Here is a 25,958-nt window from a genome sequence, read left to right on the forward strand (position 1 = left end):
CACCGCCGGCTTCGCCGTCGGCCCCTCCACCATCCTTCGGATGGTCCCCCTCCCCAAGATAAGCTTGGGGAGGATGGGTCAGGCCGCCACTCTCGCGCGTCCCGCAACCGCCTCGTAGCCGGCGAACAGCTCGGCGAAGTGTGCGTCCAGCCGTCGCGTGCCGCCCGCCCGCGCCCGCGCCTCCGCGCCCAGAAGCGCGACGCCGCGATCGATCAGTCGCACGACGGCCTGCGCGGCGCTCGCAGCATCGGCAGCGCGATAGACTTCGCCGCCGCTGTCGCGCGCCTGATCCGCCGCCCCACCGAGATCGGGAGCGATCAGCGGCAGACCCGATGCCCGCGCTTCCGCCGCGACGAGGCAGAAGGTTTCGGCCTCGCAGCCATGGATCAACGCGTCGCCACTCGCCAGCAAGCGCGCGAGCGCCGGACGATCGGTCACGGGAGCGAGCAGCAGCACATGCGGGTTGCCACCGACATGGCGCACCACTTTCGCCTTGTCCCGGCCACCGCCGACCAGCACCAGCCCGACCGGCCGCTCGACGCCGGCCGCCATGCAGGCGTCGACCACCATCGGCCAGCGCTTCTCCGGCGCATGGCGTCCGAGGCCGATCAGCAACGCCGCCTCCGGCCCCAGATTGCAGCGGCGGAGCAGCTCGGCACGCAGCCCCTCGTCGCGATGCGCGGGGGCGAATTCGCCGGACGCGATGCCGAGCGGATTGGTGACGACCTGCCGCAACCCGCCTTCCGCCAGCCGATCGGCCAGGCTGCGGCTGGGGCTGACGACCAGATCGTAGCGCGCATCGAGCCGGCGCAGGTGGCGCCAGAACCAGTCGAACCCCCGGTCGATTGCCTCGCGGCTGGCGACGGGGCCGAACCAGCGATAGGCGTAGGCCGCCAGCGGATCGGCGTGCATGAACAGCGCGCGCGGTGCCGAACCGCGCCAGCTCGCCACCGCCTCCGCCGCGCGCCAGGGCGACGACGCCTCCACGAAATCGGGCCTCAACCGGTCGAGCGCGGCGTGGATCGTCTCCTGATCGGCGAAATAGCGGTAATTGCGGTCGAAGGGCATCTTCGGCCCCGGCACCCATTCGATCCGCGCGCCCTCGCCCCGCATTTCGGTACGATAGTCCTCGCCGGGCGCGACCACGATGATCTCATGGCCATGTGCGGCGCCGGCCGCCAGCTTGCGATCGACATACGTCTTCACCCCGCCGCCGCGCGGGGCGTAGAAGGCGCAGACGTCGACGATTCTCACGCAGTGGCCGCCTTGCGGGCGGTTCCGACCAGTTCGCCCACGCCCAGCGCCACGCCGACGATCAGGTGCGTCACCAGGAACAGGCCGGCCATCAGCGCCATCGCGTCCGCCGCCGAGGCGTTGCGCCCGATCAGGAACAGCGCGAGGCCGGCGAACACCAGTTCCTTGTTCGGGATCAGCGGAAGGCGGCTGACCAGCAGGCGCAACGTCGCCAGCATCACCCACGAACTCAGCGCCACCGACGGCACCAGCAGGTGCCACATCGCCGCCGACAGCACGGTGAAGCCCAGGATGCGGACGAGGTGCATGGCCGAGACGAACCACAATTCCCGGCGCGGAAGGCTGAACAGCTTGTGCCGGAACAGCATCACCACCAGCGAGGTGACCACCACCACGCCGATCGATCCGCTGAGCGCCTGCACGTGCAGACCCTGCGGAAGTTCGGCGAGCAGCGGCCAGCCGATCACCAGCGCCGCCACCGTCGTCAGGTTGCCGAGCATCGCGGACAGGATGGTGACATCCTTGATCGCCCCGAACGGCGCCGCCACCAGATCGGCGTGGCGCCGCGCCCAGCCGTAGAAATAGACCTCGCCGATATAGCCGAGGAGGATTTCGTTCCCCACCTGCTTGCGCATCAGCGGCAGGATCGCGGTGCCGGGCAGGCTCCACAGGCGACGGAAGATCAGCCATTCGGTGACCGGCTGCGCCATGTAGGCCGCCGCGAAAGCCATCCAGAAAAGCGGGTTGGCCGGCAGCATTCCGGCGATGTGTGCGAAATCGATGCCGCCGATCTTAAACAGCACCGCGCCGACGATCGCGAAGGACAGCACCGGCCCCAGCCACTGCCGCCATTTGGGCGCATGGGTGGCCAGCGCCTCCAGACCCGGCGTGGGGCCGTCCTCGTCGATCCAGTCGTCGAGCCGCACCGGCTCTCCGTCCCGCATCAGCCGATCGGGTCGCATCTCCAAGCTCAGTTCCTCTTCATCAGATCGGCATAGCGGCCGATAGAACGATCGCGGGTCGCCGCGATGACGCTCGCGTCGATGCTGTCGAGCAGCGCCGACACCGTCGTGTCGCCCGGATGGACGGCGATCCGCAGCGTCTCCAGCGGGCGCAGCGCGGTGCGCGCCAGTGCCGCGAACGCCAGCGACGACCGGATGCGGGACTTGCTGCGGCTCGCCCAGGTCACCACCGGTCCGCGCGCCAGCACGGAGCCGTCGGCGGGCCGCCAGACGCGCATGTGATCCTCCGCCATCGCGAAGCCCGCAGCGTTCAGCGCCGCCTTCGCACCTTTGCTGTAGAGCCAGGCGGGGGCGATGAAGCCGGTGACCGGCCGGCCGATGATGTCCTCGATCAGCGCGCGGGCCTCGGTCATGCGGCGCAGCGCCTCGACCTCGGGCAGCGCGGAGAATTCGCCCTCGCCCGCCGTCATGTGCTTCGCCTTGAAGCCCTTGGCGGGATTGTCGTCGCGGTGGGTCCAGCCATGCACGAACATCTCGACGCCGCTCGCCGCCCAATTCCGCAGCTTCGCCTGAAAGGCACGGGCACCCACCAGCGGCGCCTGGCCCCAATGATCGGGGACCACCAGCATGGCGAAACGCGGGCCGCCCAGATGGCGGGATAGCCGATCGGCGAGGTGATCGACCTCGGCCTCGAAACGGGGACCCACGTCGTGAATCGACGCCAGCAGACGGCGATCCGTGCGACTTTCAGCCATGGACAGCGACGCTTGATTCAACATCCGATTCCGGACCGCCCCCCGGCAGTGCATTCGTCGTTGCGGTTACCATTCTCCGCCACGACATCCCAATGAAGCATCCGTAATGCGTTGGACGGACGATTTGGTGACGTCACCGCTTGCCAATCTCCGCAGCCTGGTGTTGAGCAGTCGTCAAGGGGATCAGCATTACCGGAATCAGCCCTTGCACCGTCGCCTCGCCCCCATCATCCTGATCACCACCCTGCTTGCCGGCTGCGATCTCGCGCCGCGCTATCAGCGTCCCGCGCTCGCCGCGCCGTCCAGCTTCCCCCAGGGGCCGGCCTATCCGGCAGCCAGCGGCACGCAGGATGTCGCCGCGATCGGCTGGAAGGATTTCTTCACCGACGAGACATTGCGGCAGGTGATCGCGCTCGGCCTCGCCAACAATCGCGACCTGCGCGTGGCCGCCGCCAACATCCTCGCGGCGCGCGCGCAATATCGCGCCCAGCGCGCCGACCTGCTGCCGACCGTGAGCGCCGAAGGCAGCGCCAGCGTAAACCACGGCACGACCGTCGCCTCCTCCGGCAACGGCACGGCGGGCGGCAGCGGTACGCGCCACAGCTATTCGGCCGACCTCGGCATATCCGCCTTCGAGCTGGACCTGTTCGGGCGCGTGCGCAATCTCACCAAGGCCGCACAGGAACAATATTTCGCGACGCAGGCCGGCGCCGATGCAACGCGCATCAGCCTGATCTCCGAGATCGCCACCGCCTGGCTGACGATGGGATCGGACCAGGATCAGCTCGCGCTGTCCAGGCAGACGCTCGCCGCCTACCAGCAGACGGTCGACATCACCAAGGCGCAGTTCGACAAGGGCATCGCCTCCGAGCTGGACGTGCAGCAGGCCGACACCAACCTGCAGGATGCGCGCTACGACGTGGCGCAGCTCACCACCCAGATCGCGCAGGACCAGAATGCGCTGAACCTGCTGGTCGGCACCACCGTCACCGCCGATCTGCTGCCTACCGGCATCGGCACGGGCGACTTCACCATGGCGGAGCTGCCCGCCGGGCTCGATTCGACCGTGCTGCTCAAGCGCCCCGACGTGCTGCAGGCGGAGGACCAGCTGAAGGGCCAGAACGCCAACATCGGCGCGGCGCGCGCGGCCTTCTTCCCGACCATATCGCTCACCGCCGCCGCCGGCACCGCGTCTACCGCGCTGTCGGGCCTGTTCACCGGTGGGGCGTGGACCTGGAGCGCGAGCGGATCGGCGACGCAGACCGTGTTCGATTTCGGCAAGAACCTCGCCAACCTGCGCTACGCGCAGGCGGAGAAGCAGGCGGCGATCGCCACCTATGAGAAAGCGGTACAGACCGCCTTCCGCGAAGTCTCCGATGCGCTCGCCACGCGCGGCACGATCGGGGAGCAGATCGGCGCACGATCGGACAAGGTGGACGCGGCGAACAAGGCGGCGACGCTTTCGCTCGCACGCTACAAGAGCGGCATCGACAGCTTCCTCACCACGCTGGACGCGCAGCGCACGCTCTATGCCGCGCAGCAGAATCTCGTCACCAGCCGGCTGCAGCGCGAGACCAACCTCGTCACGCTCTATTCGACGCTCGGCGGCGGGCTGACCGAGGCGACTACAGCCCCACCGGCGGCTTGATCGCCATGCCCCGCTGCACGGCGGGGCGGCCGGCGAGAGCGGCCATCCAGCGATCGATCGCCGGCTTTCCGTCGAGGTGCCTGCCTAGCGCGTCCTTCAGCATCGTCGTCGCGCCGACCATCCACGGATAGCAGGCGATGTCGGCGATCGAATACTCCTCGCCGCCGAGATAGGGGCATTTCGCCAGCCGCCCCTCCATCACGCCGAGCAGGCGGCCGCACTCCTGCGTAAAGCGATCAATCGCGAGCGGCGCCTTCTCCTTCGACCGCACCGCGAAGAAGCCGAGCTGCCCCAGCATCGGGCCGAGGCTGGCGACCTGCCACCAGAGCCATTCCTGCGCCTTCCACCGGGCATGGCCCGACGGCGCGAGGAAGCCATGATACTTGTCCGCCAGATAGGTGAGGATCGCGCCGCTCTCGAAGATGGAGAGCGGCCCGTCCTCCGCGCCGTGATCGACCAGCGCGGGGATCTTCCCGTTGGGCGAGACCCCGAGGAAGTCCTTCTGGAACTGCTCGTCCCTGCCGATATCGACGAAGTGGATCTCATAGGAGAGACCCAGCTCCTCCAGCAGGATCGGCACCTTCCTGCCGTTGGGCGTGGTCCAGGTGTGCAGGACGAGCATGGGGCCTCTCCTCGGCTATGACATGCCCATCCTACTCCGTTCTGGCTGAGCTTGTCGAAGCCCGAACGGGCGCGCGTTACCCCTGCATCGCCTCCAGCTCGACGCCCTTGGTCTCGCTGACCAGCTTCGCCACGAACGGGATCGAGACGAGCGCGAAGAAGGCGTAGACCGCATAGGCGCCGACCAGCCCGATCGAGCCGAGCAGGATCGGGAAGGTCATGGTGATGGCGAAGTTGCAGACCCACTGCGACAGGCCCGACACCGCGAGGCCCGATCCGCGCACCTGGTTGGGGAACATCTCGCCCAGCATCACCCAGACGACAGGGCCCCAGCTCAGGTTGAAGAAGATCGAGTAGATATAGACGCTCACCACCGCGATCATGCCGGGCGTGTAAGCGAGCGCGAGCTTGCCGTCGGCGCCGGTCGTGCCGGTGGAGAGCGCGATCGCGACGACGATCAGCATCACCGCCATGCCCGCGGATCCGATGAGCAGCAGGGGCTTGCGCCCCACCCGATCGACGAGGTTCGACGAGATCAGGCAGGAGATCACCGCCAGCACGCCGGTCAGGATGTTGAAGCCCAGCGACGCCGCCTCGGTATAGCCGATCGACTGCCACAGCACCGATCCGTAGTAGAAGATCACGTTGATGCCGACGAGCTGCTGGAAGCCGGCGATGCCGATACCGGCCCACACCACCTTGCGCACCTTGCCGGTCGCCGGATTCTTCAGGTCGGCGAGGCTCGGCTTGTGGTCGCGGTTGAGCGAGGCCTCGATCTCGCCGATCTTCTGCTTCGCCTCGGCGTCGGTCATGATCTTGTCGAGGACGCCATGAGCCTCTTGCGCGCGGCCACGCGCGACGAGGTAGCGCGGGCTTTCCGGAATGGTGAGCAGCGCGAAGAAGAAGATCGCCGAGGGGATCGTCTGCATCCAGAACATCCAGCGCCACGCCTCCAGGCCACCCCATAGCGGGTGCGTCGCGCTGCCGGCGAAGTGCGCGAGCAGGGCGTTGGAGATGAACGAGCCGAGCAGGCCGACGTTGATCATGATCTGCTGCAGCGTCGAGAGCTTGCCGCGCGTCGCCGCCGGCGTCACCTCGGCGACATAGGCCGGCGACAGCACCGAGGCGGCGCCCACCGCGAAGCCGCCGATCAGCCGCGCCACGACGAACATCGCCGATCCGGTCGCCGCACCCGCGCCGATCGCCGACAGGAAGAACAGCACCGCCGAGACGATCAGGATAGAGCGACGCCCATAGACGTCGGCCAGCGACCCCGCCGCGAACGCGCCGACCGCCGAACCGAGCAGCACCGAGGCGACGTTGAAGCCGGTGCCCGCGCTGCTGGTGTGGAACGCCTGCTGCAGCCCCTCGACCGTGCCGTTGATCACGCCGCTGTCGAAGCCGAACAGGAAGCCGCCGATCGTGGCGACGCCGCTGATCAGCGCGATGAATCCGCCATATGAAGTCGCGCTCTGGCGCATGTCCCCTCCCGCAAGAATAAGCCGGCCGGTTGGCGGCCTTGTCGTGCCGATATGCCTAACAGATGCGTCCCGACCCGCAAATCATTTATGGCAGCGCTGCCATTTCGGCGCACCCCGACACGAAAAGCCTTGCCTTCTGGCGCAAAAGGCCCATGTGCGGCGCCATGCCCTTTTCGAGTCTCCCCGCCTCGCTTGCCGAGGCGCTCGCCGCGCGTGGTTATGCGGCGCCCACCGCCGTGCAGGCTGCCGTCATCGAGCCGGACGCCGACGGCCGCGATCTCATCGTCTCCGCGCAGACCGGTTCCGGCAAGACGGTCGCCTTTGGCCTCGCCATGGCGAAGCAGCTGCTGGACGAAGCCGGCAGTGCCGGTCCGTCGGGCGCGCCCAAGGCGCTGATCATCGCGCCCACCCGCGAGCTGGCGCTGCAGGTCAGCCGCGAGCTGATGTGGCTCTACAAGGAAGCGCGCGCCTGGATCGCCACCTGCGTCGGCGGCATGGACGCCAACCGCGAGCGCCGCAATCTGGCGCAGGGCGCCCATATCGTGGTCGGCACGCCGGGCCGCCTGCGCGATCATCTGGAGCGCGGCGCGCTCGATCTGTCGCAGCTCAAGGTCGCCGTGCTCGACGAGGCGGACGAGATGCTCGACATGGGCTTCCGCGAGGATCTCGAGGAAATCCTCGACGCGACGCCCGAGGGCCGTCGCACCCTGCTCTTCTCGGCGACCATGCCCAAGCCGATCGTCGCGCTCGCCAAGCGCTATCAGAAGGATGCCCTGCGTATCTCGACGGTGGGCGAGGATCGCGGTCATGGCGACATCAGCTACCAGGCCGTCACCGTCGCGCCGTCCGACATCGAGAATGCGGTGGTCAACCTGCTGCGCCTGCACGAGCCGGACACGGCGATCCTGTTCTGCGCCACCCGTGACGCGGTGCGCAGCCTGCATGCGAGCCTCGTCGATCGCGGATTCTCGGCCGTCGCGCTGTCGGGCGAGCATAGCCAGTCCGAGCGCAACCATGCGTTGCAGGCCCTGCGCGACCGCCGCGCGCGCGTCTGCGTCGCCACCGACGTCGCCGCGCGCGGCATCGATCTGCCCTCGCTCAGCCTCGTCATCCATGTCGAGCTGCCGCGCGATGCTGAGACGCTGCAGCACCGTTCGGGTCGCACCGGCCGCGCCGGCAAGAAGGGCATCGCCGCGCTGATCGTCCCCTATCCGCGCCGCCGCCGCGTCGACGCGATGCTGAAGGGCGCGCGCATCCAGGCGCAGTGGGGGCCTGCCCCCGGCCCGGAAGAGGTGCTCAAGGCCGATCGCGAGCGGCTGATCGAGGCGCTGCTCGCCCCCATCGAGATCGAGGACGAGGACCGCGCGCTGGCCGAGCGCCTGATCGCCGAGCGTAGCCCTGAGGACATCGCCGCGATGCTGGTGCAGGCGCACCGGGCCAAGCTGCCGCAGCCGGAATCGCTGGTCGAAGGCTCCGACGCCGGTCCGCCCGAGCGCCGCGATCGGATCGAGGGCGTATGGTTCCGCATGGATGTCGGCCGCCAGCACAATGCCGATCCGCGCTGGCTGCTGCCTTTGCTCTGCCGTCGCGGCCACATCACCAAGCAGGAAGTCGGCGCGATCCGCATCATGCCGAACGAAACCCTGTTCGAGATCCATCCGGCGGCCGCACACAAGTTCCAGCAGTCGATCAAGCGCACCGCCGGTAACGACGATAACGACGTGACGATCGAGCCGGCGCCGAACGGTGCGCCCGCCGGTCGCGGCGGCGCACCGTCCGGCCCGCATCGCCACCGCCGCGCCGGCCCGCCGCCCCGTGGCGGGCGGCCGGGGCCGCGCCGTTGAGGATCCTGGTCGACGCGGACGCCTGCCCGGTCAAGGAAGAGGTCTACAAGGTGGCGTTCCGGCGCGAGGTGCCGGTGGTGCTGGTGGCGAATTCGCACCTGCGCGTGCCGCCGCACCCGCTGATCAGCCGCGAGACCGTCACCAACGTGCTCGACGCCGCCGACGATCGGATCGCCGAACTGGCCGGGCCGCAGGATGTGGTGGTGACCGCCGACATCCTGCTCGCCGATCGCTGCCTGAAGGCCGGCGCGACGGTGCTGGCGCCGACCGGCAAGCCCTTCACCGCCGCCTCGATCGGCAGCGCCATCGCGGTGCGCGCGATCATGGTCGATCTGCGCGCCGGCGGCGACCAGATCGGCGGCGCCGCGCCTTTTTCCAAGCAGGACCGCTCGCGCTTCCTTCAGGCGCTGGACGAAGCGCTGGTGCGGCTGGCGCGGGTCTAGATCAGGCCTAGTTTCTCCCGCCGCATCCAGCGCGTCATCATCAGCACCGCCGCTGCGGCGAGACCGGCGGCCAGGCCGACCCACACGCCGATGCCGCCCCAGCCGAGGTGGAAGGCGAACAGGATCGCCGTCCCGAAGCCGATCACCCAATAACCGAGCGCCGCGAACAGCATCGGCACGGCGGTATCGTGGATGCCGCGCAGCATCCCCGCCCCCACCGCCTGCGCGCCGTCGACCAGCTGGAACAAAGCCGCGACCGTCAGGAACGCCACCGCCAGATCGATCACGTGCGCGTTGGCAGGCGTATGCACGTCGAGGAACAGGCCGACGAGGAAGCGCGGCGCCAGCAGCATCAGGCTCGCCGAGCAGACCATGAACACCATCGTCACGCCGAACGCCGCCCAGCCCGCGCGGCCGACGCCCACCCGGTCGTGCCGGCCATAAGCGAGGCCGACGCGCACCGTCGTCGCCTGCCCGATGCCCAGCGGCACCATGAAGCAGAGCGAGGCGATCTGGATCGCCACCGCGTGCGCCGCCAGCTCCGGCTCGCCGATCATCCCCATCAGGAAGACGGCGGCGTTGAAGATGGTCACCTCCATCCCCAAAGTCACCGCGATCGGCAGGCCCAGCCGCCAGACCTGCGCGAAGCGCGCCCAGTCCGGCCGCCAGAAATTGCCGAACAGGTAGTAGCGGCGGAAATGCCGGTGCCGCGTCACCACGATGGCGAGGCCGACCGCCATCACGCTGTTGGAGATCGTGCTCCCCAGCCCCGCCCCGTACAGGCCGAGCGCCGGCAGGCCGAACTTGCCGAAGATCAACGCGTAGTTGAGGATCGCGTTGGAGAAGACCGCGAAGGCGCCCGCCGCGAACGCCCAGCCCGGCCGCTCCAGCGCCGACACGAACGATTTCAGCACCTGATAGACAAACAGCGGCAGCATCCCGAACATCATCGGGCGGATAAGGTGCGAGGCCTGCTTCGCCAGTTCCGGCTCCTGCCGGAACAGCAGCAATATGCCCTCGGAATGCCAGAGCAGCAGCCAGATCGGAATAACCAGCGCCACCGCCGCCCACAGGCTCTGCCGAACGGTACGCCGCACGTCGCGGACGTTGTGGGCGCGCTGGCCGAGCGCACGGGCCATCATCGGCGAGGCGGCGATCATCACGCCGACCCCGAAGATCATGCAGGCATTGTAGAGGTTCACGCCGAGCGACCCGGCCGCAAGCACCTTCGGCCCCGCCCAGCCAAGCAGCACCACATCGGTCGCCGGGATCAGCGCCTGCGCGAGGTTGGTCAGCACCAGCGGGTAGGCGAGCGCCACCGTCGCGCGCGCCTCCCGCCCCCACCAGCTCCGGTCCTGCATCCCGCTCATCCCGTCCGGTTGAGCGCTTGGACCCGGATTGGCAAGGGGCTTGGACCGTGTGGCCATCTTGCCGCACCTGCGAAGAACAGGCTGTCATGACGGGTTTGTCACTTTTATGGCAGCGTGATGTTACACTATCTCGCCGCGAAGCCGGTTCCGGAGATTCGCATGTCCCCCAGGTTCGTTCTGTTGCTCAGCGTTGCCGCCCTCTCCGTTCTGCCCGCGACCGCCTACGCAACCGATGCGGCCCCGCCCGTCACCACCGACAAGGATAGCGATGCGGCGGCCGCCGCGGCCGCACAGCCCAAGGCGATCGTCGTCACCGGCCATCGCCTCGACGAGGCGCGCGCTTCCATCCAGCCCTCGCTCGGCGCGACGGCCTACGGCGTCGATCAGGCGACCATCCAGAAGCTGCCGGGCGGCGACAACCAGCCGCTCAACCAACTGATCCTCCAGGTGCCAGGCACCGCGCAGGACGGCTTCGGCCAGCTCCACATCCGCGGCGACCACAATGGTCTCGAATACCGCATCAACGGCACCATCCTGCCCGAGGGCCTCGCCGTCTTCGGCCAGACGCTCAGCCCCCGCCTGATCAACAGCTTCAACCTGCTGACCGGCGCGCTGCCCGCCCAATATGGCCTGCGCACCGCCGGCATCATCGACATCACCACCAAGACCGGCTTCCAGAACAAGGGCGAGATCAGCCTGTACGGCGGCAGCCACGATACGATCATGCCGAGCGCCGATTATGGCGGCTCGACCGGCAACACCAACTACTTCGTTTCCGGCAGCTTCACCCACAACCGGCTGGGCATCGAGAGCGTCGACGGCTCCTCCAACCCGCTGCACGACAAGACCGATCAGGCCAACGCCTTCGCCTATGTCGATCACATCCTGGGCGATGGGGACCGGATCTCCTTCCTGGGCGGCTTCTCCAACGACTATTTCCAGATCCCCAATCCGCGCGGCCTCCATGCCGGGGACACCAACCCCGGCTGGAATGTCGATGGGCAGACCGATTACCTCTCCAACGACCTGAACGAGCGCCAGCTCGAGCGCACCGGCTTCGGCGCGGTCTCCTGGCTGCACCATGTCGGCGACTTCACCTGGCAAACCTCGCTCTATGCCCGCTATTCGGAACTGGTCTACCGGCCGGACATCACCGGCGAACTGCTGTTCAACGGACAGGCGCAGCAGGCGAAGAAGCAGGACTTCACCGTCGGCCTCCAGTCCGAAGCCGCGTACCACATTTCCGACCACCACACGCTGCGCGGCGGCGTGATCCTGAGCCGCGATCGCGGCACCAGCGACACCAACACCTTCGTCTTTCCCGGCGAGTATGAGATCGACCCCACCACGCTGGAGCGCACCGGCGTCTTCGACCAGACCGGCCAGCCGATCGGCATCGTCGACAACAGCGCATCGACCGAGTGGACCGAGAGCGTCTACCTGCAGGACGAGTGGAAGGTGCTGCCCGGCGTCACGCTCAATTTCGGCGGCCGCTACGATCATTATTGCGGCTTCCGCTGCGAGCACCAGTTCAGCCCGCGCGTCAACGCCGTGTGGCAGCCGAGCCGCGACACGACCTTCCACGCCGGTTATGCGCGCTATTTCTCGCCGCCGCCGTTCGAGAATGTCGCGACGACCAGCATCGACAAATTCGTCAACACCAGCGCCGCGCCGACCGACCCCACCGCGCCCAACACCACGCCCTATGCCGAGCGGCAGAATTATTTCGACGTCGGCGTGGAGCAGAAGATCGGCCCGGTCACCGCGACGATCGACGGCTATTACCGCAAATCCCGCAATCTGGTGGACGAGGGCCAGTTCGGCGCGCCGATCATCCTGACGCCGTTCAACTATCGCACCGGCAAGATCTACGGCATCGAGGGGAGCCTCAGCTACCAGCGCGGTCCCTGGCTGGCCTACGGCAACCTCGCCTACGCCAAGGCGCGCGGCAAGGACATCGTATCGAGCCAGTTCAACTTCTCGCCCGAAGACCTCGCCTACATCCAGAACCACTACATCTTCCTCGATCACGACCAGCGCTGGACGGGATCGGCGGGCATTTCCTACAGCTTCGAGGATGGCTTCCTGCGCGGCTCCAAGCTCGGCGGCGACATGCTCTACGGATCGGGGCTGCGCACCGACGGCGCGGTGCCGAACGGCGGCAAGCTGTCGCCCTATGCCCAGTTCAACCTGACCGCGAGCCACAAGTTCGACGGGCCGGGGATCGAGGTGCGGCTCGACGTCACCAACGTGCTCGACCACAAATACGAGATCCGCGACGGATCGGGCATCGGCGTCGGCGCGCCGCAATATGGCCCGCGCCGCGGCGTGTTCGTCGGCGTGACGAAGGATATCTAGGTCCTCCCCCGCCAGGGGGAGGGTTACAAGGTCACGCCACCGCCAGCTTCTGCTCGCGCCGCCGGTCGTCCCACATCGTCACCGCCCAGATGGCGAAGCCGCCGAGCGCGAGACAGGCACCGACCGGGCCGGTGGAGGTCCAGCCCCAGCCGGCGTCGATCGCGAAGCCACCGAGCAGCGGCCCCAGCGCGTTGGCGGTGTTGAACGCCGAATGGTTGAGCGCGGCGGCGAGTTGCTGCGCGTCGCCCGCCACGTCCATCAGGCGCGGCTGGAGCACCACGCCGAGCGACCCCGCGATCGCGATGAAGAACACGTCGATCATCACCAGTGCCGGGCTGTGCGCGGCGAGCGGGAAGAGCAGCAAGGTCGCGGCCGAGAAGAGAAGCAGCGCGCCGCCGGTCGGCATCAGCGCCTTGTCGGCGAACCACGGCACCACGATGTTGCCCACCGTCATGCCGATACCGAACACCGCGAACACGATGGGCACGAAGCCCGGCGAGACGTGCGTCACTGCCGTCAGCGTGGTGGCGAGGTAGGTGTAGACGCAGAACAGCCCGCCGAAACCGATCGCGCTGATCGCCAGCAGCAGCCAGACCTGCCCGTTCTTCAGCGCACCAAGCTCCCGCAGGGGGCTGGCCTCGGGATGGGCGGCATCGCGCGGCGCGAACATCGCGACCATCGCCACCGTGATCAGGGCGAGGACCGCGACGATCGCGAAGCCTGATCGCCAGCCCACTGCCTGCCCGATCCAGCTCGCCGCCGGCACGCCGATCACGGTCGCGGTGGTGAGGCCCAGGAAGATGCGCCCGATCGCCATCGCCCTTCGGTCAGGCGGCACCAGCGAGGTGGCGACCAGCGCGGCGATGCCGAAATAGGCGCCGTGCGGCAGGCCCGCGAGGAAGCGGAAGACGATCAGCCAGCCATAGCTCGGCGCGATCGCCGACAGCCCGTTGCCGAGCGCGAACAGCGTCATCAGGGCGATCAGCTGGGTCCGCCGGGCGAGCTTCGCGCCGATCACCGCGATCAGCGGCGCTCCCACCACCACGCCCAACGCATAGGCCGAGATGATGTGGCCGGCGGTCGGCTCGTCGATATGCAGGCCGCGCGCGAGATAGGGCACCAGCGCCATCGACGCGAACTCGGTGGTGCCGATCGCGAAGCCGCCCATGGCGAGTGCGAGCATCACCAGCCCCGGATGGACATGCGTCTTGGGCTGGGAAGATGTCATACGGCGGCTCCGGCTTGGTTGCACCGCAGCATGTATGACAGCGCTGGAAGATGGCAAGGTGATAAAGATGCCGGCCGCGCGATCGACTGTCCCCCCGGATCAGGGTCGCGACGGCCGGCATCTTCCCCCGGAACGCCGCCGTCTCTATGGTTAAGGCGCGATTTCAACAAGCTAGACGATAGTCGAGCGCCTCAGGAAAGCACGATCGGGCCGGCGTGTAGCGCATCCGCATCGACCAGGCCGCCAATCAGCTGCAGCCATCTTTCGGATCGGATATACAGGGCGCCTGCCACGGAGCGGAGGAGAGAAACCATGAAACAGGGTGATTTCGTCTGGTACGAGCTGGCGACCAGCGATCCCGATGCGGCGCAGGCCTTCTACGAGGGCATCTCGGCGTGGACGATCGAGCCGTCGGGCATGCCGGGCATGGACTATCGTCTTGCCAAGGTCGGTGACCGGCAGGTGGCGGGCGTCATGCCGATCATGGAGATGATGGAGGACAAGCGCCCGAGCTGGCGCGGCTATATCGGCGTCGACGATGTCGATGCGATGACCGGCAAGGTGAAGGCGGCGGGCGGCGCGGTTCACTTCGGGCCGGACGATATTCCGATGGTCGGTCGCTTTGCCGTCTGCACCGATCCACAGGGTGCGCTGTTCATGCTGTTCCGGGGCGCCGGCGAACCCGCCCCCGATCTCGATCCCGCGACGCCGGGCGCGATCGGCTGGCACGAACTGACCACCAGCGACTGGGAGGCCGCGTGGAGCTTCTATGCCGGCCTGTTCGGCTGGGAGAAGGCGATGGCCGTCGATATGGGCGACATGGGCACCTACCAGACCTTCACGATCAACGGCGTCCATGCCGGCGGCATGATGACCGCGCCCGGACAGCCCGCTGCCTGGCGCTACTATATCACCGTCGCCGACATCGACGCGGCGGCGAAGGCCATCGGCGACGGCGGTGCGACCATCCAGATGGGTCCGCACGAGGTGCCGGGCGGAAGCTGGATCGTGATGGGCCTCGATCCGCAGGGTGCGCCCTTCGCCGTCTCCGGACCGAAGAAAGGCTGAGACAAAAAGAAAGGCCCCCGGTTTCCCGAGGGCCTTTCCTTTGTCGGCCTGAGCCGGACGATCAGTCGTCGTCGCGGGTCAGGAAGGCGGGCGCGAAGTCCGGCGCGGGGCCGTCGTCGTTGCCGCCCGAACGCTCGGAACGCTCGCGGCGCGGGCCGCGATCGCCGCCACGGTCGCCGCCGCGATCCCGACGGGGGCCGCCACGGTCGCCATCGCGACGCGGGCCACGATCGCGGTCGCCGCCCCGATCGCCTCTGGGGCCACGGTCACCACCCTCGCGCGGCTCGCGCGGCGGGCGGGTGTCCTCCAGCTCGGCGCCGGTCTCCTGATCGACGACGCGCATCGACAGGCGGACCTTGCCGCGCTGGTCGATCTCGAGGACCTTGACCTTCACGGCCTGGCCCTCGGTGACCACGTCCTTCGGCGAGGCGACGCGCTCGTTCTTCATCTCGGAGACGTGGACGAGGCCGTCCTTGCCGCCCATGAAGTTCACGAAAGCGCCGAAATCGACGATGTTGACGACCTTGCCGTTGTAGATCTTGCCGACCTCCGGCTCCTCGACGATGCCCTTGATCCAGTTCATCGCGGCTTCGATCTGCGCCGTGTCGGACGACGAGATTTTCACCGTGCCGTCGTCATCGATGTCGACCTTGGCGCCGGTGGTGGCGACGATCTCGCGGATCACCTTGCCGCCAGTGCCGATCACGTCGCGGATCTTGTCCTTGGGAACGGACATCGTCTCGATGCGCGGCGCATGGGCCGAAAGCTCGGTGCGGGTGTGGTCGAGCGCCTTGGCCATCTCGCCGAGGATGTGCGCGCGGCCTTCCTTGGCCTGGTGCAGCGCGGTCTCGAAGATCTCCTTGGTGATGCCGGCGATCTTGATGTCCATCTGCATCGTGGTGATGCCTTCGGACGTGCCGGCCACCTTGAAGTCCATGTCGCCGAGGTGATCCTCGTCGCCGAGGATGTCGGAGAGAACCGCGAACTTCTTGCCTTCGAGGATCAGGCCCATCGCGATGCCCGAGACGGGGCGCTTGATCGGCACGCCGGCGTCCATCATCGCCAGCGAACCGCCGCACACCGTCGCCATCGACGAGGAGCCGTTGCTCTCGGTGATGTCGGAGGTCAGGCGGATCGTGTAGGGGAATTCCTCCTTGGTCGGCAGCACGCCGTGCAGCGCGCGCCACGCCAGCTTGCCGTGGCCGACTTCGCGACGGCCCGGCGCGCCGAAGCGGCCCACTTCACCGACCGAATAAGGCGGGAAGTTGTAGTGGAGCATGAAATGCTCGTACTTCAGGCCGTTCAGCCCGTCGATCATCTGCTCGGATTCCTTGGTGCCCAAGGTGCAGGTGGAGATAGACTGGGTCTCGCCGCGGGTGAACAGCGCCGAACCGTGCGCGCGCGGCAGGAAGTGCGCCTCGGCCACGATCGGGCGGATCTGGGTGGTGGTGCGGCCGTCGATGCGGGTGCCGTCCTTCAGGATGGCGGTGCGGACGATCTCGGCCTCGAGCTTCTTGACGAGCTTGATGGCGACCATCTGCTCCTGCGGGCTCTTGTCGGCCATGGCGGCCTTCGCCTTGGCGCGCGCCTCGTTCAGCGCGTTCGAGCGGGCCGACTTGTCGACCAGCTTGTAGGCCTTCTCGATGTCCTTGCCGATCAGCTTCTTCAGCTCGGCCTTGACCTTGCTGTTGTCGTCGCCCGACTTCAGCTCCCACGGATCCTTGGCGGCCTTCTCGGCGAGCTTGATGATCGCGCCGATCACCTCGCGGCAGGCGTCATGCGCGAACATGACGGCGCCGAGCATGGTCTCTTCCGAAAGCTCCTTGGCTTCGGATTCGACCATCATCACCGCGTCCTGGGTGGCGGCGACGACGAGATCGAGCGAACCGGCGGCGACGTCGGCGTCGGTCGGGTTCAGGAGATACTCGCCATCCTTGTAGCCGACGCGGGCGGCGCCGATCGGCCCCATGAAGGGCACGCCGGAGATGGTGAGCGCGGCCGAGGCGGCGACCATCGCGAGGATGTCCGGCTCGTTCTCGCCGTCATAGCTCAGCACCTGGGCGATGACGTTGATCTCGTTGTAGAAGCCCTCCGGAAAGAGCGGGCGCACCGGGCGGTCGATGAGGCGGGAGACGAGCGTCTCCTTCTCGGTGGCGCCACGCTCGCGCTTGAAGAAGCCGCCGGGGATGCGGCCGGAGGAGAAATACTTCTCCTGATAGTGGACGGTGAGCGGGAAGAAATCCTGCCCTTCCTTCACCGACTTGGCGGCGGTGACGGCGCACAGCACGACCGTCTCGCCGAGCGTCGCGAGCACCGCGCCGTCGGCCTGGCGGGCGACGCGGCCCGTTTCCAGCGTGAGGGTCTTGCCGCCCCACTGGATTTCCACCTTCTTGGTATCGAACATTTGGTTTCCTTCTCCGGCGACCCGATGTCGGCCGGGACAGCTTTGCGGGCTAGCCGGCCCGCGGCGGTTCGGAGCCTGTCCGGCTCCCGAGGGCGATTGGCCGGATTGCCATGCCCTCCATGCGAAACGGCCCGCCAGAGGCGGGCCGTCCGAAACTCTTGTTACTTCCGAAGCCCGAGCTTGCCGATCAGATCGGCGTAGCGCTGGACATCCTTCTTCTTCAGATAGTCCAGCAGGCTGCGGCGCTTGTTCACCAGCATCAGCAGGCCGCGGCGCGAATGGTTGTCCTTCGCGTGGGTCTTGAAGTGCTCGGTGAGGTTCTTGATGCGCTCGGTCAGGATCGCGACCTGCACCTCGGGCGAACCGGTGTCGCCATTGGCGCGGGCGTTGTCTTCGATGACCGTGGTCTTGCGCTCGGCAGTGATCGACATCGTGTTACTCCTGTAATTAGAGGTTGAAGCCGCGCACCACCTTCACTTCGATCCCGTCCGACTGGACGAGGGCGACCGGAACAGACTGGGCGGTCGCGAAGTAGAGGCCCGGTGTTTTGGCGATCCCGATCACCGGACGCCCCTGACGGAGCGCCCCTGCCTGATCGGGGGTGAGGGCGAGAGCCGGGATGTCGTCCAGCCCTGCCTTCAATGGCAGTAGTGCCTGTTCAAGGGTGCGGGCCTTAGCGAGTTCGGCCAGAGAGTCCAGCGAAATCGCCTGATCCAGCGTGAACGGGCCGGACTTGATGCGACGGAGCATGGTGACGTGGCCGACCGTGCCGAGCGCGATGGCGATGTCGCGCGCGAGGGAGCGGATGTAGGTGCCCTTGGAGACGGCGGCGAGCAGGGTGGCCTCGGAAAGAAGAAGGCCCTCATCCCGACATTCGCCCGCGAAGGCGGGAGAAGGAGAAGATTGCCCTCTCCCACCTTCGCGGGAGAGGGTTGGGTGAGGGTCTTCTTCTTGAATGGCGAGCGAGTGAACCGTCACGTTCCTGCTCGCCAGCGCCACCTCCTCGCCCGCCCGCGCGAGATCGTAGGCGCGCTGTCCGTCCACCTTGAGCGCCGAATAAGCCGGCGGCACCTGCTCGATCGGACCGGTGAAGCGCGGCAGCATGGCCTCCAACTCGGCCAGCGTCGGCCGCACCTCGGAGGTGGCGATCACCTTGCCTTCGAGGTCGAGCGTGTCGGTCTGCTCGCCGAACTTCACGGTGAAGGCATAGGCCTTGTCAGCGTCCAGCATCCGGCCGGAGAGCTTGGTCGCCTCGCCCAGCGCGATCGGAAGGACACCGGAGGCCAGCGGATCGAGCGTCCCGCCATGGCCCACCTTCACCTTGGCATAGCCGCCGTCGCGCAGCGCCCGCTTAGCCTTGGAGACGATGTCGGTCGATCCGGGGCCGACCGGCTTGTCGATGATGAGCCAGCCGTGGAGGGCGGTCTTGTCCTGCGTCATGGGGCGGGCGCCCTAGGGCGCGCCGATCATGGGAGCAAGCAAATCCCAACATCCGTTCGGCCTGAGCGAAGTCGAAGGCCATGCGCGCCTTGGCTGCACTTCGACTTCGCTCAGTGCGAACGGGCGAGAAGCTACAGGGCTATTTGAGCGTCCTGTAGCCCGGCGGCACCGGCGAGCGGGTGACCGAGGAGAGCAGGCAGCGCTGCCCCTCGACGACGATCGCCGCCTTGTTGTCGAGCGGCCCGCCCGGCCCGGCTGTATCCACCGAAAAGGACTGCGCCTGCGCCAATCGCGAACATTTGGGCTGGACGTGGAGATAGTACCATTTCCCGTCGGTCTTGGAGACGAGGTAAATGCCGCGTGAGCCGTCGATGCGGTAGTCGCTCCAGCCGTCCTGCCCGAAGAAGGGAATCGAGACTTCCGGCCCGGTGGGCGCTTCCGGCGCTACCGGCACGGCGAACGCGGGCACGGCCAACGCGGCGATCAGCAGGGCAAGCAACAGGCGCATGGGGTATCTCCGGCACAAACGGATACGCCCCGCCACCGGAATGGCCGGTGAACGGGGCGTCCCATTTATAACGGCGGCGCGTGACGCGCCGGTGGCTGGATCAGGGCCGGGCCTTCAGCGAATCCCGGATCTCGCGCAGCAGGATCACCTCGGCCGAATCCGGCGCGGGCGCCTCCGGCGTCGCCGCCTGCTCCTTGGCGGTGAGCGTCATCGCCTTGTTCACGCCCTTGATGATCAGGAAGATGATGAAGGCGACGATCAGGAAGTTCACCGCCTGGGTGATGAACTCGCCATAACCGAGCAGCGGCACGCCGGCCTTCTTGAGCGCGGCATAGTCGCTCGATCCCTGCAGCGCGGCGGGCACCTTCTCCGGCGAGAGGATCAGGAAATAGCCCGAAAAATCGAGCCCGCCGAAGATTTTGCCGATCAGCGGCATCAGCACGTCCTCGGTCAGCGAGGTCACGATCTTGCCGAACGCGGCGCCGATGATGACCGCGACCGCGAGGTCGAGGACATTACCCCGCATGATGAACGCCTTGAATTCCTTCAACATGGCTCGCCCTCCACTACGCCAGACTCATAATCGAGGTTAACGATTTGAAACGCGCGAGCAAGGGCGTAACTTGCTGGCGCAGATCGGCAACTGTATTAGCTTCACCAGACGCTTGGGAGTGTTTCGATCATGATGCTTCGCCGCCGCCTGACTCTCGCAGCCCCCTTCGCCGCGCTCGCGCTGGCCGGGTGCGGGGTCAACGCCATCCCCACCGCCGAGGAGAATGCCAAGGCCAAGTGGGCCGACGTGCAGAACCAGTATCAGCGCCGCGCCGACCTGATCCCCAATCTGGTCAGCACGGTGAAGGGTTATGCCGCGCACGAGCAATCGACGCTGACCGCCGTGGTCGATGCGCGCGCCAAGGCGACGCAGATCACCGTCACCGGCGACGACATCAGCAATCCGGACAAGATGAAGCAGTTCCAGGATGCGCAGAACCAGCTCAGCGGCGCGCTCGGCAAGCTGCTGGCGGTCAACGAGGCCTATCCGGACCTGAAGGCCGACCAGAACTTCCTGGCCCTGCAATCGCAGCTGGAGGGCACGGAGAACCGGATCGCGGTCGCGCGGTCGGACTACAATTCGGCGGTGCAGGCCTACAACACGCGCATCCGCACCTTCCCGGACAGCATCACCGCCAAGGTGGTCTACGGCGCCAAGCCGATCACCCCCTTCACCGCCACCAGCCCAAACGCAGAGACCGCGCCGACCGTGAAGTTCTGAGGCCAAGGTGATGTCCCCCCTCCCCGTCATGCCGGCGAAAGCCGGCATCTCAGGCGGCTGGCACGGCGCCCGCCCCATCGAGGCCCCAGCCTTCGCCGGGGTGACGAGGTGGCTGGCTGGCGTTCTGCTCGCCCTGCTGGCACTGATCGCCACGCCCGCGCAGGCGCTGACCTTCCCGGCCTTCACCGGTCTGGTGGTCGATCAGGCCAACATCCTCCCCGCCGACCGCAAGGCCGCGCTGGAGCAGAAGCTGGAGGCGTTCCAGCAGAAGACGCATCGCCAGCTGGTCGTCGCCACCGTCTCCAGCCTCGAGGATCAGGAGATCCAGCAATATGGCGTCCAGTTGCTGCGAACGTGGGGCGTCGGCCTCAAGGGAGCAGACAACGGCGCCATCCTCCTGATCGCGCCCAACGAGCGCAAGGTGGGTATCGAGGTCGGCTACGGTCTCGAAGGCGTGCTGACCGACGCCTATTCGAGCGTCATCATCAATTCGAAGATCGTGCCGGCGTTCAAGTCCGGCGATATGCCTGCCGGCATCGATGCCGGCGCGGACGCCATCATCGAATTGCTGTCGCTGCCCGACGATCAGGCCCGCGCCAAGGAAAACGCCGCCGTCGCCGCGTGGGACAAGCAGCATAAGCGGTCCTCCAACAGCGGGGTGCCGGGGGCGCTGATCTTCTGGCTGATCGTGATCGCCTGGGTGGTGATCGGCGGCTTCATGCGGCGTGCCCGCTACGGCAGGCGCTACGGCGGCTCGGACTGGCCGATCTGGCTGTGGGCGGCGGAAAGCCTGATGAACAGCCGTGGCGGCGGCTGGAGCGGCGGGGGCGGGGGCTGGGGTGGCGGCTCCTCCGATTCCGGCGGTGGCGGCGGCTGGGGTGACGGCGGCTTCACCGGCGGCGGTGGCGGCTTCGGCGGCTGCGGCGGCGCTTCGGGGAGCTGGTGAGATGACGTCCGTGACCTTCTCCGCAGCCGACCAGCAGCGCATCGCCGCCGCCGTAACCGCCGCCGAGGCGTCGAGCGACGGCGAGATCGTCACCGTGCTCGCTGCCGAATCGGACAGCTACAACGATGTCGTGCTCCACTGGGCGGTGCTGGCCCTGTTCCTCGCCGTCGCGATCGTCGCGGCGATGCCGGGGCGGCTGATCCTGCTGCTCGACATGGCGGTGGGCGGCTGGGTGCCGTGGACGGCGGGCGAACTGATCGCGATCCTGCTGTTCGGGCTCGCCGTCCAGTTCCTCGTCGCGCGCTGGCTGTTCGGGATCCGCCCGATCCGCCTCGCGCTGACCCCAGACGGCACCAAGGCGCGCCGCGTGCGCCGCCGCGCGCTGCTGCTGTTCCGCCTCGCCACCGAGAACCGCACGCGCGCCAGGACCGGCGTCTTGCTTTACCTCAGCCTTGCCGAGCATCGCGCCGAGATCATCGCCGATGCCGCGATCAACGCCAAGGTGACGCCCGAGACATGGGGCGAAGCGATGGCCGCCCTGATCGAGGCGGTGAAGGACGACCGCCCCGGCGACGGGATGGTGGCCTCGATCGAAAAGATCGGGCAGGTCCTGGCCGAGCATTTCCCGCGCTCCGCCGACGACACCAACGAGCTACCGGACCGCCTGATACTGTTATGAGCTATCCCGATGCAGACGCGCCTGAAGAAATCCGCTGGCAGGGCAAGTTCATTACCGCCAGGCAGCGCGGGCGGTGGGAATATGTCGGCCGCGCACGCGGCATCCGCGCGGCGGTGATCGTCGCGGTCGACGATGGGCATGTCCTGCTGGTCGAGCAATATCGCGTGCCGCTCGGGCGCAACTGCCTGGAGCTGCCCGCCGGCCTGATCGGCGACGAGGCCGGTAGCGAAGGCGAGACGGTAGAAGCCTCCGCCGCGCGCGAACTGGAGGAAGAGACCGGCTACAGGCCGGACCGGATCGAGGTGATCGGCGAATTCGCCTCCTCGCCGGGCATGGTCTCCGAAACCTTCTCGCTGGTCCGCGCGGTCGGGCTGACCAAGGTGGGTGACGGTGGCGGGGTGCCGGGCGAGAACATCACCGTCCACCGCGTACCGCTGGCCGACATTGCGGATTTCGTCGCGGCCAGACGCGCGGACGGCACGATCATGGACGTGAAGCTGCTGACGCTGCTCGGCGCCGGGATTCTCGCCGGCGCCTAGAGGTTACTCGCCCGCCGGCGTGATCGGGCCGACCGAGAAATTGTCGGCATAGGCCTGCAGCTTGAGCGAGCGATCGTGGCCCGCGACGACGGTCGCCGGGATGCCGTACTGGTCGGCATAGGCCTTGGCCGCCTCCAGCGAGGGGAAAGTCAGGCGCACCTGATCCTTGGTGTCGCCAGAACCTGCCCAGCCGGTGAGCGGATCGGGCTTCTTCGCCTCGGCCGGCTCGAACTCGAGCGTCCAGGTGCCGACGCGGGCGCGGCCCGACTGCATGGCGTTCTTGATCCGCTGGTAGATGCGCGCGGCCATGATGCGAAATTCCTCGAAATGCCTGGAGGTTCCGATGCCGCAGCGCAGCGGCGCGCGTCAAGTGCGTTGGGATGCCTTCTTGGTGCGGAGCGTCGGATCGGCGGCGGCGGGATCGTCGGGCCAGGGGTGGCGCGGGTAGCGGCCACGCATCTCCTTGGCGACCGCCGCCCAGCTTCCCGCCCAGAAGCCCGGCAGGTCGCGCGTCGTCTGGATCGGCCGCCCGGCGGGCGAGGTGAGCGAGAGGATCAGCGGCACGCGCCCGTCGCCGACGGTCGGGTGGATTGCCAACCCGAACAAGGCCTGCGGTCGCATCTCGGCGGTGGGGCCGCCGTCCGCAGCATAGTCGATCGGGTGCGAGCTGCCGGCAGGCGTCGCAAGGCGATCGGGCGCGAGTCGGTCGACGGTCCGGCCGCCCTCCCAGCCGAGCAGCCCCTGCAGGGCACCGGCAAGATCGCCCGGCGGGATCATATCGAGGCGCCTCCGGCCTTCGAGCAGTGCGGGTAGCCAGTCGTCGAGGGTCGCGATCAGCGCCTCGTCGGAGAGATCGGGCAGCGATTCGTCGAAGCGGCGCGCGAAGGCGGCCCGCTCGCGCAGGCGTGCGGCGCCCTCGGGCCATGGCAGTTTGTCGAGACCGTTCGCCCGCACGCCCTCCAGAAGCGCGGCGGCGATGGCGACGGGATCGGGCCTGTCGTCCGGCCCGCCGCCGAGCCGCAGCGCGCCGAGCCGACGCTCGCGGGTCGCGACGATGCCGCCGGTCGCGGGATCGAAGCGGACAGAGCGGACCCCGGCGATACGGTCGCCGTACAGCTGCTCGATCGCGGGCCGGTCGATCGGCGCGGCGGACAGGATGCGGGCACCGGCGGCGATCCCCTGCGTCTCGGCGACGGCGAGCCATTCTTCGCGCGCCAGCGGCGAGAGCGGATCGAGCTTGTACCCGCGCCCGCCGACGCTGGCCCATGCCTCGCCCGAGGAATCGCGGCGCCGGGCGATGCGATCGGGATAGGCCAGCGCGACGCAGAGGCCTTCCGCTCCCTCCACGCGGACGGATTGTGCCGGCGGCGTCAGCTTCGCCCATCGCCGTGCCAACCCCCGCGCCGCTTCGGCCCGCCTGCCGCGCTCGCCGCGCCAGCGCTGGAGACGATGTGAGAGATCGGCCGAATCGCCGCCCAACCCGCGCTCGGAGATCAGCACTGCCACCTCCGCCGCCACCTCGCCCAGTCCGAGCGGGGCGGCAGCGACCAGCATATGCGCGAGGCGCGGCGACAGAGGCAGCGCGGCGATCGCCTTGCCGTGCGCGGTCGGCCGGCCATCCGCGTCGATCGCGCCGAGCGCCGTCAGCCGGGTCCGCGCCTCGGACACCGCGGCGGCCGGCGGTGAATCGAGCCAGCGGAGATCGGAAGGATCAGCGACACCCCAGATGGCGCAATCGAGCAGCAGCGCCGAAAGATCCGCCTCCAGTATCTCGGGCGGGTCGTAGGGCGGCAGGCCGGCGGTCGCGGCCTGCTCCCACAGGCGATAGACCACGCCCGGCGCCTGCCGGCCCGCCCGGCCCGCGCGCTGCGTCGCCGCCGCCTGGCTGACCCGCTCGGTCGAGAGCCGCGTCACCCCCGCCGCGCGATCGTAACGCGGGCGCCGCGCCAGCCCCGAATCGACGACGATCCGCACGCCGTCGAGCGTCAGGCTGGTCTCCGCGATCGACGTGGCGAGAACGAGCTTGCGCGTGCCCGGCGGTGCCGCCGAGATGGCCCCGCGCTGCTCGGCGGGATCGAGACTGCCATGGAGGCGGTGAAGGACCACGTTCGGCGGCAGGCGATCCAGCCGCTCGGCCGTGCGCTCGATCTCGGCGACGCCGGGCAGGAAGGCGAGGATGCCACCCTCGGCCCCGTCCGCCAGCGCCTGCCGGCAGGCAGCGGCGACCGCATCCTCGATCCGCTGCGTCGAGTCTCGCCCCATATAGCGATGCTCGATCGGGAAGCTGCGCCCCGCACTCTCGACCAGGGCCACGCCCTCCCCCATCAGCCGCCCGAAACGCTCGCCATCGAGCGTCGCCGACATCGCCACCAGCCTGAGATCGGGCCGGAGCGCCCCTTGCGCATCGAGCGCCAGGGCCATCCCGAAATCGCTGTCGAGGCTGCGTTCGTGCACCTCGTCGAACAGCACCGCCGACACGCCCGCCAGTTCGGGATCGGCCTGGATACGGTTGCGGAAGATCCCCTCGGTCAGCACCGTCACCCGCGTCGTGGCGGAGCGCTTGGTATCGAGGCGGGTGGCGTAACCGAAGGTCCTGCCGACCGGCTCGCCCGCCAGCTGCGCCATCCGCTCGGCAGCGGCGCGCGCGGCGAGGCGGCGGGGCGAGAGCAGCAGGATCTCGCCCTCACACCACGGCTCGCCCAGTAGCGCCGGCGCCACTGCCGTCGTCTTGCCCGCACCCGGAGGCGCGACCAGCACCGCCGACGAGCGCCCGCGCAGGGCGGCGATCAGATCAGGCAGGACAGCATGAATGGGAAGATCGGTCACCCGCCCCGATTAGGCGGCTCGCTGCCCGTTTCCAACCATCGTCACGCGTTCGCGAGGCTGCACAGTTCCGCCGCCGTGATCCCGTAGGTCGTGCAGATATGGTCGCGCAGGCGGCTTTTGGCCTCGGCCATGTCCTGATAGGCCATTTCCTCGACATGCTCGGCGCCGAGATCGACCACATAGGGGCTGGGCACCAGCAGGCCCCAGCTCACCTTGTGCCGCGCCGCCGCTTCGCGCACCTCATCGACCAGTTCGCGGCCCTCTCGTTGCGTATCGTCCATGAGGACATAACGCGTCGAGCGAGGCGCGGT

24 protein-coding genes are annotated in these 25,958 nt (G+C 68.2%); 9 read left to right on the plus strand and 15 right to left on the minus strand.

Features of this window, described 5'->3' with window-relative positions; all coding sequences use genetic code 11:
• Window positions 1-78: 78 nt before the first annotated feature.
• Genes QGN17_RS13515 through QGN17_RS13525 form a run of 3 tightly spaced genes read right to left on the minus strand, consistent with a single transcriptional unit; the run spans window position 79 to window position 2,971 of the window.
• Window positions 79-1,254 carry a glycosyltransferase gene (locus QGN17_RS13515; RefSeq protein WP_281044992.1) on the minus strand — a complete coding sequence of 392 codons (1,176 nt, stop codon included), beginning with the start codon at window positions 1,252-1,254 and terminating at the stop codon, window positions 79-81.
• A complete protein-coding gene (locus tag QGN17_RS13520) occupies window positions 1,251-2,216 on the minus strand; it encodes a hypothetical protein (protein ID WP_281045227.1) in 966 nt (321 codons plus the stop codon). The genes QGN17_RS13515 and QGN17_RS13520 overlap by 4 nt, the downstream gene beginning before the upstream one ends.
• 8 nt (window positions 2,217-2,224) lie before the next feature.
• Entirely contained in the window at window positions 2,225-2,971 is a 747-nt protein-coding gene (locus QGN17_RS13525; RefSeq protein ID WP_281044993.1) for a polysaccharide deacetylase family protein, read from the minus strand.
• Window positions 2,972-3,176: 205 nt separating this feature from the next.
• Between QGN17_RS13525 and QGN17_RS13530 the strand changes: the two genes are divergently transcribed.
• On the plus strand, window positions 3,177-4,619 hold the full coding sequence (locus tag QGN17_RS13530) for an efflux transporter outer membrane subunit (RefSeq protein WP_281044994.1): 1,443 nt from the start codon (window positions 3,177-3,179) through the stop codon (window positions 4,617-4,619).
• On the opposite strand, the gene QGN17_RS13535 is transcribed toward QGN17_RS13530, so the two are convergent.
• Window positions 4,597-5,241, minus strand: a complete 645-nt coding sequence (locus QGN17_RS13535; protein WP_281044995.1) for a glutathione S-transferase family protein — start codon at window positions 5,239-5,241, stop codon at window positions 4,597-4,599. The genes QGN17_RS13530 and QGN17_RS13535 overlap by 23 nt on opposite strands.
• A gap of 76 nt (window positions 5,242-5,317) precedes the next feature.
• Window positions 5,318-6,721 (minus strand): sugar porter family MFS transporter, encoded by a 1,404-nt coding sequence (locus tag QGN17_RS13540; protein ID WP_281044996.1) that lies wholly within the window; start codon window positions 6,719-6,721, stop codon window positions 5,318-5,320.
• 164 nt (window positions 6,722-6,885) lie between these two features.
• Here QGN17_RS13540 and QGN17_RS13545 point away from each other — a divergent pair, with 164 nt between their 5' ends.
• Together QGN17_RS13545 and QGN17_RS13550 are read left to right on the plus strand one after the other, a co-directional pair.
• Window positions 6,886-8,565: a DEAD/DEAH box helicase gene (locus tag QGN17_RS13545; protein ID WP_281044997.1), complete on the plus strand. Its 1,680-nt coding sequence runs from the start codon at window positions 6,886-6,888 to the stop codon at window positions 8,563-8,565.
• Window positions 8,562-9,008: a YaiI/YqxD family protein gene (locus tag QGN17_RS13550; RefSeq protein WP_281044998.1), complete on the plus strand. Its 447-nt coding sequence runs from the start codon at window positions 8,562-8,564 to the stop codon at window positions 9,006-9,008. Before QGN17_RS13545 ends, QGN17_RS13550 begins: the two co-directional genes overlap by 4 nt.
• Here the strand turns inward: QGN17_RS13550 and QGN17_RS13555 are convergent.
• Window positions 9,005-10,378 (minus strand): MATE family efflux transporter, encoded by a 1,374-nt coding sequence (locus tag QGN17_RS13555; RefSeq protein WP_281044999.1) that lies wholly within the window; start codon window positions 10,376-10,378, stop codon window positions 9,005-9,007. The genes QGN17_RS13550 and QGN17_RS13555 overlap by 4 nt on opposite strands.
• A gap of 159 nt (window positions 10,379-10,537) precedes the next feature.
• Here QGN17_RS13555 and QGN17_RS13560 point away from each other — a divergent pair, with 159 nt between their 5' ends.
• Window positions 10,538-12,736, plus strand: coding sequence for a TonB-dependent receptor (locus tag QGN17_RS13560; RefSeq protein ID WP_281045000.1), 2,199 nt, complete (start codon window positions 10,538-10,540; stop codon window positions 12,734-12,736).
• 31 nt (window positions 12,737-12,767) lie between these two features.
• Here the strand turns inward: QGN17_RS13560 and QGN17_RS13565 are convergent, their stop codons facing one another.
• Window positions 12,768-13,964 (minus strand): MFS transporter, encoded by a 1,197-nt coding sequence (locus QGN17_RS13565; protein ID WP_281045001.1) that lies wholly within the window; start codon window positions 13,962-13,964, stop codon window positions 12,768-12,770.
• 312 nt (window positions 13,965-14,276) lie between these two features.
• Here QGN17_RS13565 and QGN17_RS13570 point away from each other — a divergent pair, with 312 nt between their 5' ends.
• Window positions 14,277-15,032, plus strand: a complete 756-nt coding sequence (locus tag QGN17_RS13570) for a VOC family protein (protein WP_281045002.1) — start codon at window positions 14,277-14,279, stop codon at window positions 15,030-15,032.
• Window positions 15,033-15,093: 61 nt separating this feature from the next.
• Here the strand turns inward: QGN17_RS13570 and pnp are convergent, their stop codons facing one another.
• The 5 genes from pnp to mscL all read right to left on the minus strand — a co-directional run bounded on the left by pnp (window position 15,094) and on the right by mscL (window position 19,937).
• On the minus strand, window positions 15,094-17,436 hold the full coding sequence (gene pnp, locus QGN17_RS13575; protein ID WP_281045003.1) for a polyribonucleotide nucleotidyltransferase: 2,343 nt from the start codon (window positions 17,434-17,436) through the stop codon (window positions 15,094-15,096).
• Window positions 17,437-17,597: 161 nt separating this feature from the next.
• Window positions 17,598-17,867 carry a 30S ribosomal protein S15 gene (gene rpsO / locus QGN17_RS13580; protein WP_281045004.1) on the minus strand — a complete coding sequence of 90 codons (270 nt, stop codon included), beginning with the start codon at window positions 17,865-17,867 and terminating at the stop codon, window positions 17,598-17,600.
• 16 nt (window positions 17,868-17,883) lie between these two features.
• Window positions 17,884-18,876: a tRNA pseudouridine(55) synthase TruB gene (gene truB, locus QGN17_RS13585; RefSeq protein ID WP_281045005.1), complete on the minus strand. Its 993-nt coding sequence runs from the start codon at window positions 18,874-18,876 to the stop codon at window positions 17,884-17,886.
• Between the two features lie 139 nt (window positions 18,877-19,015).
• Window positions 19,016-19,384 (minus strand): hypothetical protein, encoded by a 369-nt coding sequence (locus QGN17_RS13590; RefSeq protein ID WP_281045006.1) that lies wholly within the window; start codon window positions 19,382-19,384, stop codon window positions 19,016-19,018.
• 100 nt (window positions 19,385-19,484) lie between these two features.
• Complete coding sequence (mscL, locus tag QGN17_RS13595; RefSeq protein WP_281045007.1) at window positions 19,485-19,937, minus strand: large conductance mechanosensitive channel protein MscL; 453 nt, start codon at window positions 19,935-19,937, stop codon at window positions 19,485-19,487.
• A 129-nt stretch (window positions 19,938-20,066) separates the two neighbouring features.
• Here mscL and QGN17_RS13600 point away from each other — a divergent pair, with 129 nt between their 5' ends.
• Genes QGN17_RS13600 through QGN17_RS13615 form a run of 4 tightly spaced genes read left to right on the plus strand, consistent with a single transcriptional unit; the run spans window position 20,067 to window position 22,821 of the window.
• Entirely contained in the window at window positions 20,067-20,657 is a 591-nt protein-coding gene (locus QGN17_RS13600) for a LemA family protein (protein WP_281045008.1), read from the plus strand.
• A gap of 10 nt (window positions 20,658-20,667) precedes the next feature.
• Window positions 20,668-21,603, plus strand: coding sequence for a TPM domain-containing protein (locus tag QGN17_RS13605; RefSeq protein WP_281045009.1), 936 nt, complete (start codon window positions 20,668-20,670; stop codon window positions 21,601-21,603).
• A 1-nt stretch (window position 21,604) separates the two neighbouring features.
• A complete protein-coding gene (locus tag QGN17_RS13610) occupies window positions 21,605-22,282 on the plus strand; it encodes a TPM domain-containing protein (protein WP_281045010.1) in 678 nt (225 codons plus the stop codon).
• A complete protein-coding gene (locus QGN17_RS13615; RefSeq protein WP_281045011.1) occupies window positions 22,279-22,821 on the plus strand; it encodes an NUDIX hydrolase in 543 nt (180 codons plus the stop codon). The genes QGN17_RS13610 and QGN17_RS13615 overlap by 4 nt, the downstream gene beginning before the upstream one ends.
• A 3-nt stretch (window positions 22,822-22,824) precedes the next feature.
• On the opposite strand, the gene QGN17_RS13620 is transcribed toward QGN17_RS13615, so the two are convergent.
• Genes QGN17_RS13620 through QGN17_RS13630 form a run of 3 tightly spaced genes read right to left on the minus strand, consistent with a single transcriptional unit; the run spans window position 22,825 to window position 25,928 of the window.
• Complete coding sequence (locus QGN17_RS13620) at window positions 22,825-23,130, minus strand: ETC complex I subunit (RefSeq protein ID WP_281045012.1); 306 nt, start codon at window positions 23,128-23,130, stop codon at window positions 22,825-22,827.
• Between the two features lie 57 nt (window positions 23,131-23,187).
• Window positions 23,188-25,647: an ATP-dependent helicase HrpB gene (gene hrpB / locus QGN17_RS13625; RefSeq protein WP_281045013.1), complete on the minus strand. Its 2,460-nt coding sequence runs from the start codon at window positions 25,645-25,647 to the stop codon at window positions 23,188-23,190.
• Between the two features lie 41 nt (window positions 25,648-25,688).
• Window positions 25,689-25,928 carry a hypothetical protein gene (locus QGN17_RS13630; protein WP_281045014.1) on the minus strand — a complete coding sequence of 80 codons (240 nt, stop codon included), beginning with the start codon at window positions 25,926-25,928 and terminating at the stop codon, window positions 25,689-25,691.
• Window positions 25,929-25,958 lie beyond the last annotated feature (30 nt).

This window comes from Sphingomonas oryzagri, from assembly GCF_029906645.1.
GTDB classification, from domain to species: domain Bacteria; phylum Pseudomonadota; class Alphaproteobacteria; order Sphingomonadales; family Sphingomonadaceae; genus Solisphingomonas; species Solisphingomonas oryzagri.

Excerpts from the sequence above, each read along its gene's own strand:
- QGN17_RS13520 (WP_281045227.1), bottom strand. The coding sequence starts at position 2,216 with ATGCGACCCGATCGGCTGATGCGGGACGGAGAGCCGGTGCGGCTCGAC.
- QGN17_RS13525 (WP_281044993.1), bottom strand. The coding sequence starts at position 2,971 with ATGGCTGAAAGTCGCACGGATCGCCGTCTGCTGGCGTCGATTCACGAC.
- QGN17_RS13535 (WP_281044995.1), bottom strand. The coding sequence starts at position 5,241 with ATGCTCGTCCTGCACACCTGGACCACGCCCAACGGCAGGAAGGTGCCG.
- QGN17_RS13540 (WP_281044996.1), bottom strand. The coding sequence starts at position 6,721 with ATGCGCCAGAGCGCGACTTCATATGGCGGATTCATCGCGCTGATCAGC.
- QGN17_RS13545 (WP_281044997.1), top strand. The coding sequence starts at position 6,886 with ATGCCCTTTTCGAGTCTCCCCGCCTCGCTTGCCGAGGCGCTCGCCGCG.
- QGN17_RS13555 (WP_281044999.1), bottom strand. The coding sequence starts at position 10,378 with ATGAGCGGGATGCAGGACCGGAGCTGGTGGGGGCGGGAGGCGCGCGCG.
- QGN17_RS13560 (WP_281045000.1), top strand. The coding sequence starts at position 10,538 with ATGTCCCCCAGGTTCGTTCTGTTGCTCAGCGTTGCCGCCCTCTCCGTT.
- QGN17_RS13565 (WP_281045001.1), bottom strand. The coding sequence starts at position 13,964 with ATGACATCTTCCCAGCCCAAGACGCATGTCCATCCGGGGCTGGTGATG.
- QGN17_RS13570 (WP_281045002.1), top strand. The coding sequence starts at position 14,277 with ATGAAACAGGGTGATTTCGTCTGGTACGAGCTGGCGACCAGCGATCCC.
- pnp (WP_281045003.1), bottom strand. The coding sequence starts at position 17,436 with ATGTTCGATACCAAGAAGGTGGAAATCCAGTGGGGCGGCAAGACCCTC.
- rpsO (WP_281045004.1), bottom strand. The coding sequence starts at position 17,867 with ATGTCGATCACTGCCGAGCGCAAGACCACGGTCATCGAAGACAACGCC.
- truB (WP_281045005.1), bottom strand. The coding sequence starts at position 18,876 with ATGACGCAGGACAAGACCGCCCTCCACGGCTGGCTCATCATCGACAAG.
- QGN17_RS13590 (WP_281045006.1), bottom strand. The coding sequence starts at position 19,384 with ATGCGCCTGTTGCTTGCCCTGCTGATCGCCGCGTTGGCCGTGCCCGCG.
- mscL (WP_281045007.1), bottom strand. The coding sequence starts at position 19,937 with ATGTTGAAGGAATTCAAGGCGTTCATCATGCGGGGTAATGTCCTCGAC.
- QGN17_RS13600 (WP_281045008.1), top strand. The coding sequence starts at position 20,067 with ATGATGCTTCGCCGCCGCCTGACTCTCGCAGCCCCCTTCGCCGCGCTC.
- QGN17_RS13605 (WP_281045009.1), top strand. The coding sequence starts at position 20,668 with ATGTCCCCCCTCCCCGTCATGCCGGCGAAAGCCGGCATCTCAGGCGGC.
- QGN17_RS13610 (WP_281045010.1), top strand. The coding sequence starts at position 21,605 with ATGACGTCCGTGACCTTCTCCGCAGCCGACCAGCAGCGCATCGCCGCC.
- QGN17_RS13615 (WP_281045011.1), top strand. The coding sequence starts at position 22,279 with ATGAGCTATCCCGATGCAGACGCGCCTGAAGAAATCCGCTGGCAGGGC.
- QGN17_RS13620 (WP_281045012.1), bottom strand. The coding sequence starts at position 23,130 with ATGGCCGCGCGCATCTACCAGCGGATCAAGAACGCCATGCAGTCGGGC.
- QGN17_RS13630 (WP_281045014.1), bottom strand. The coding sequence starts at position 25,928 with ATGGACGATACGCAACGAGAGGGCCGCGAACTGGTCGATGAGGTGCGC.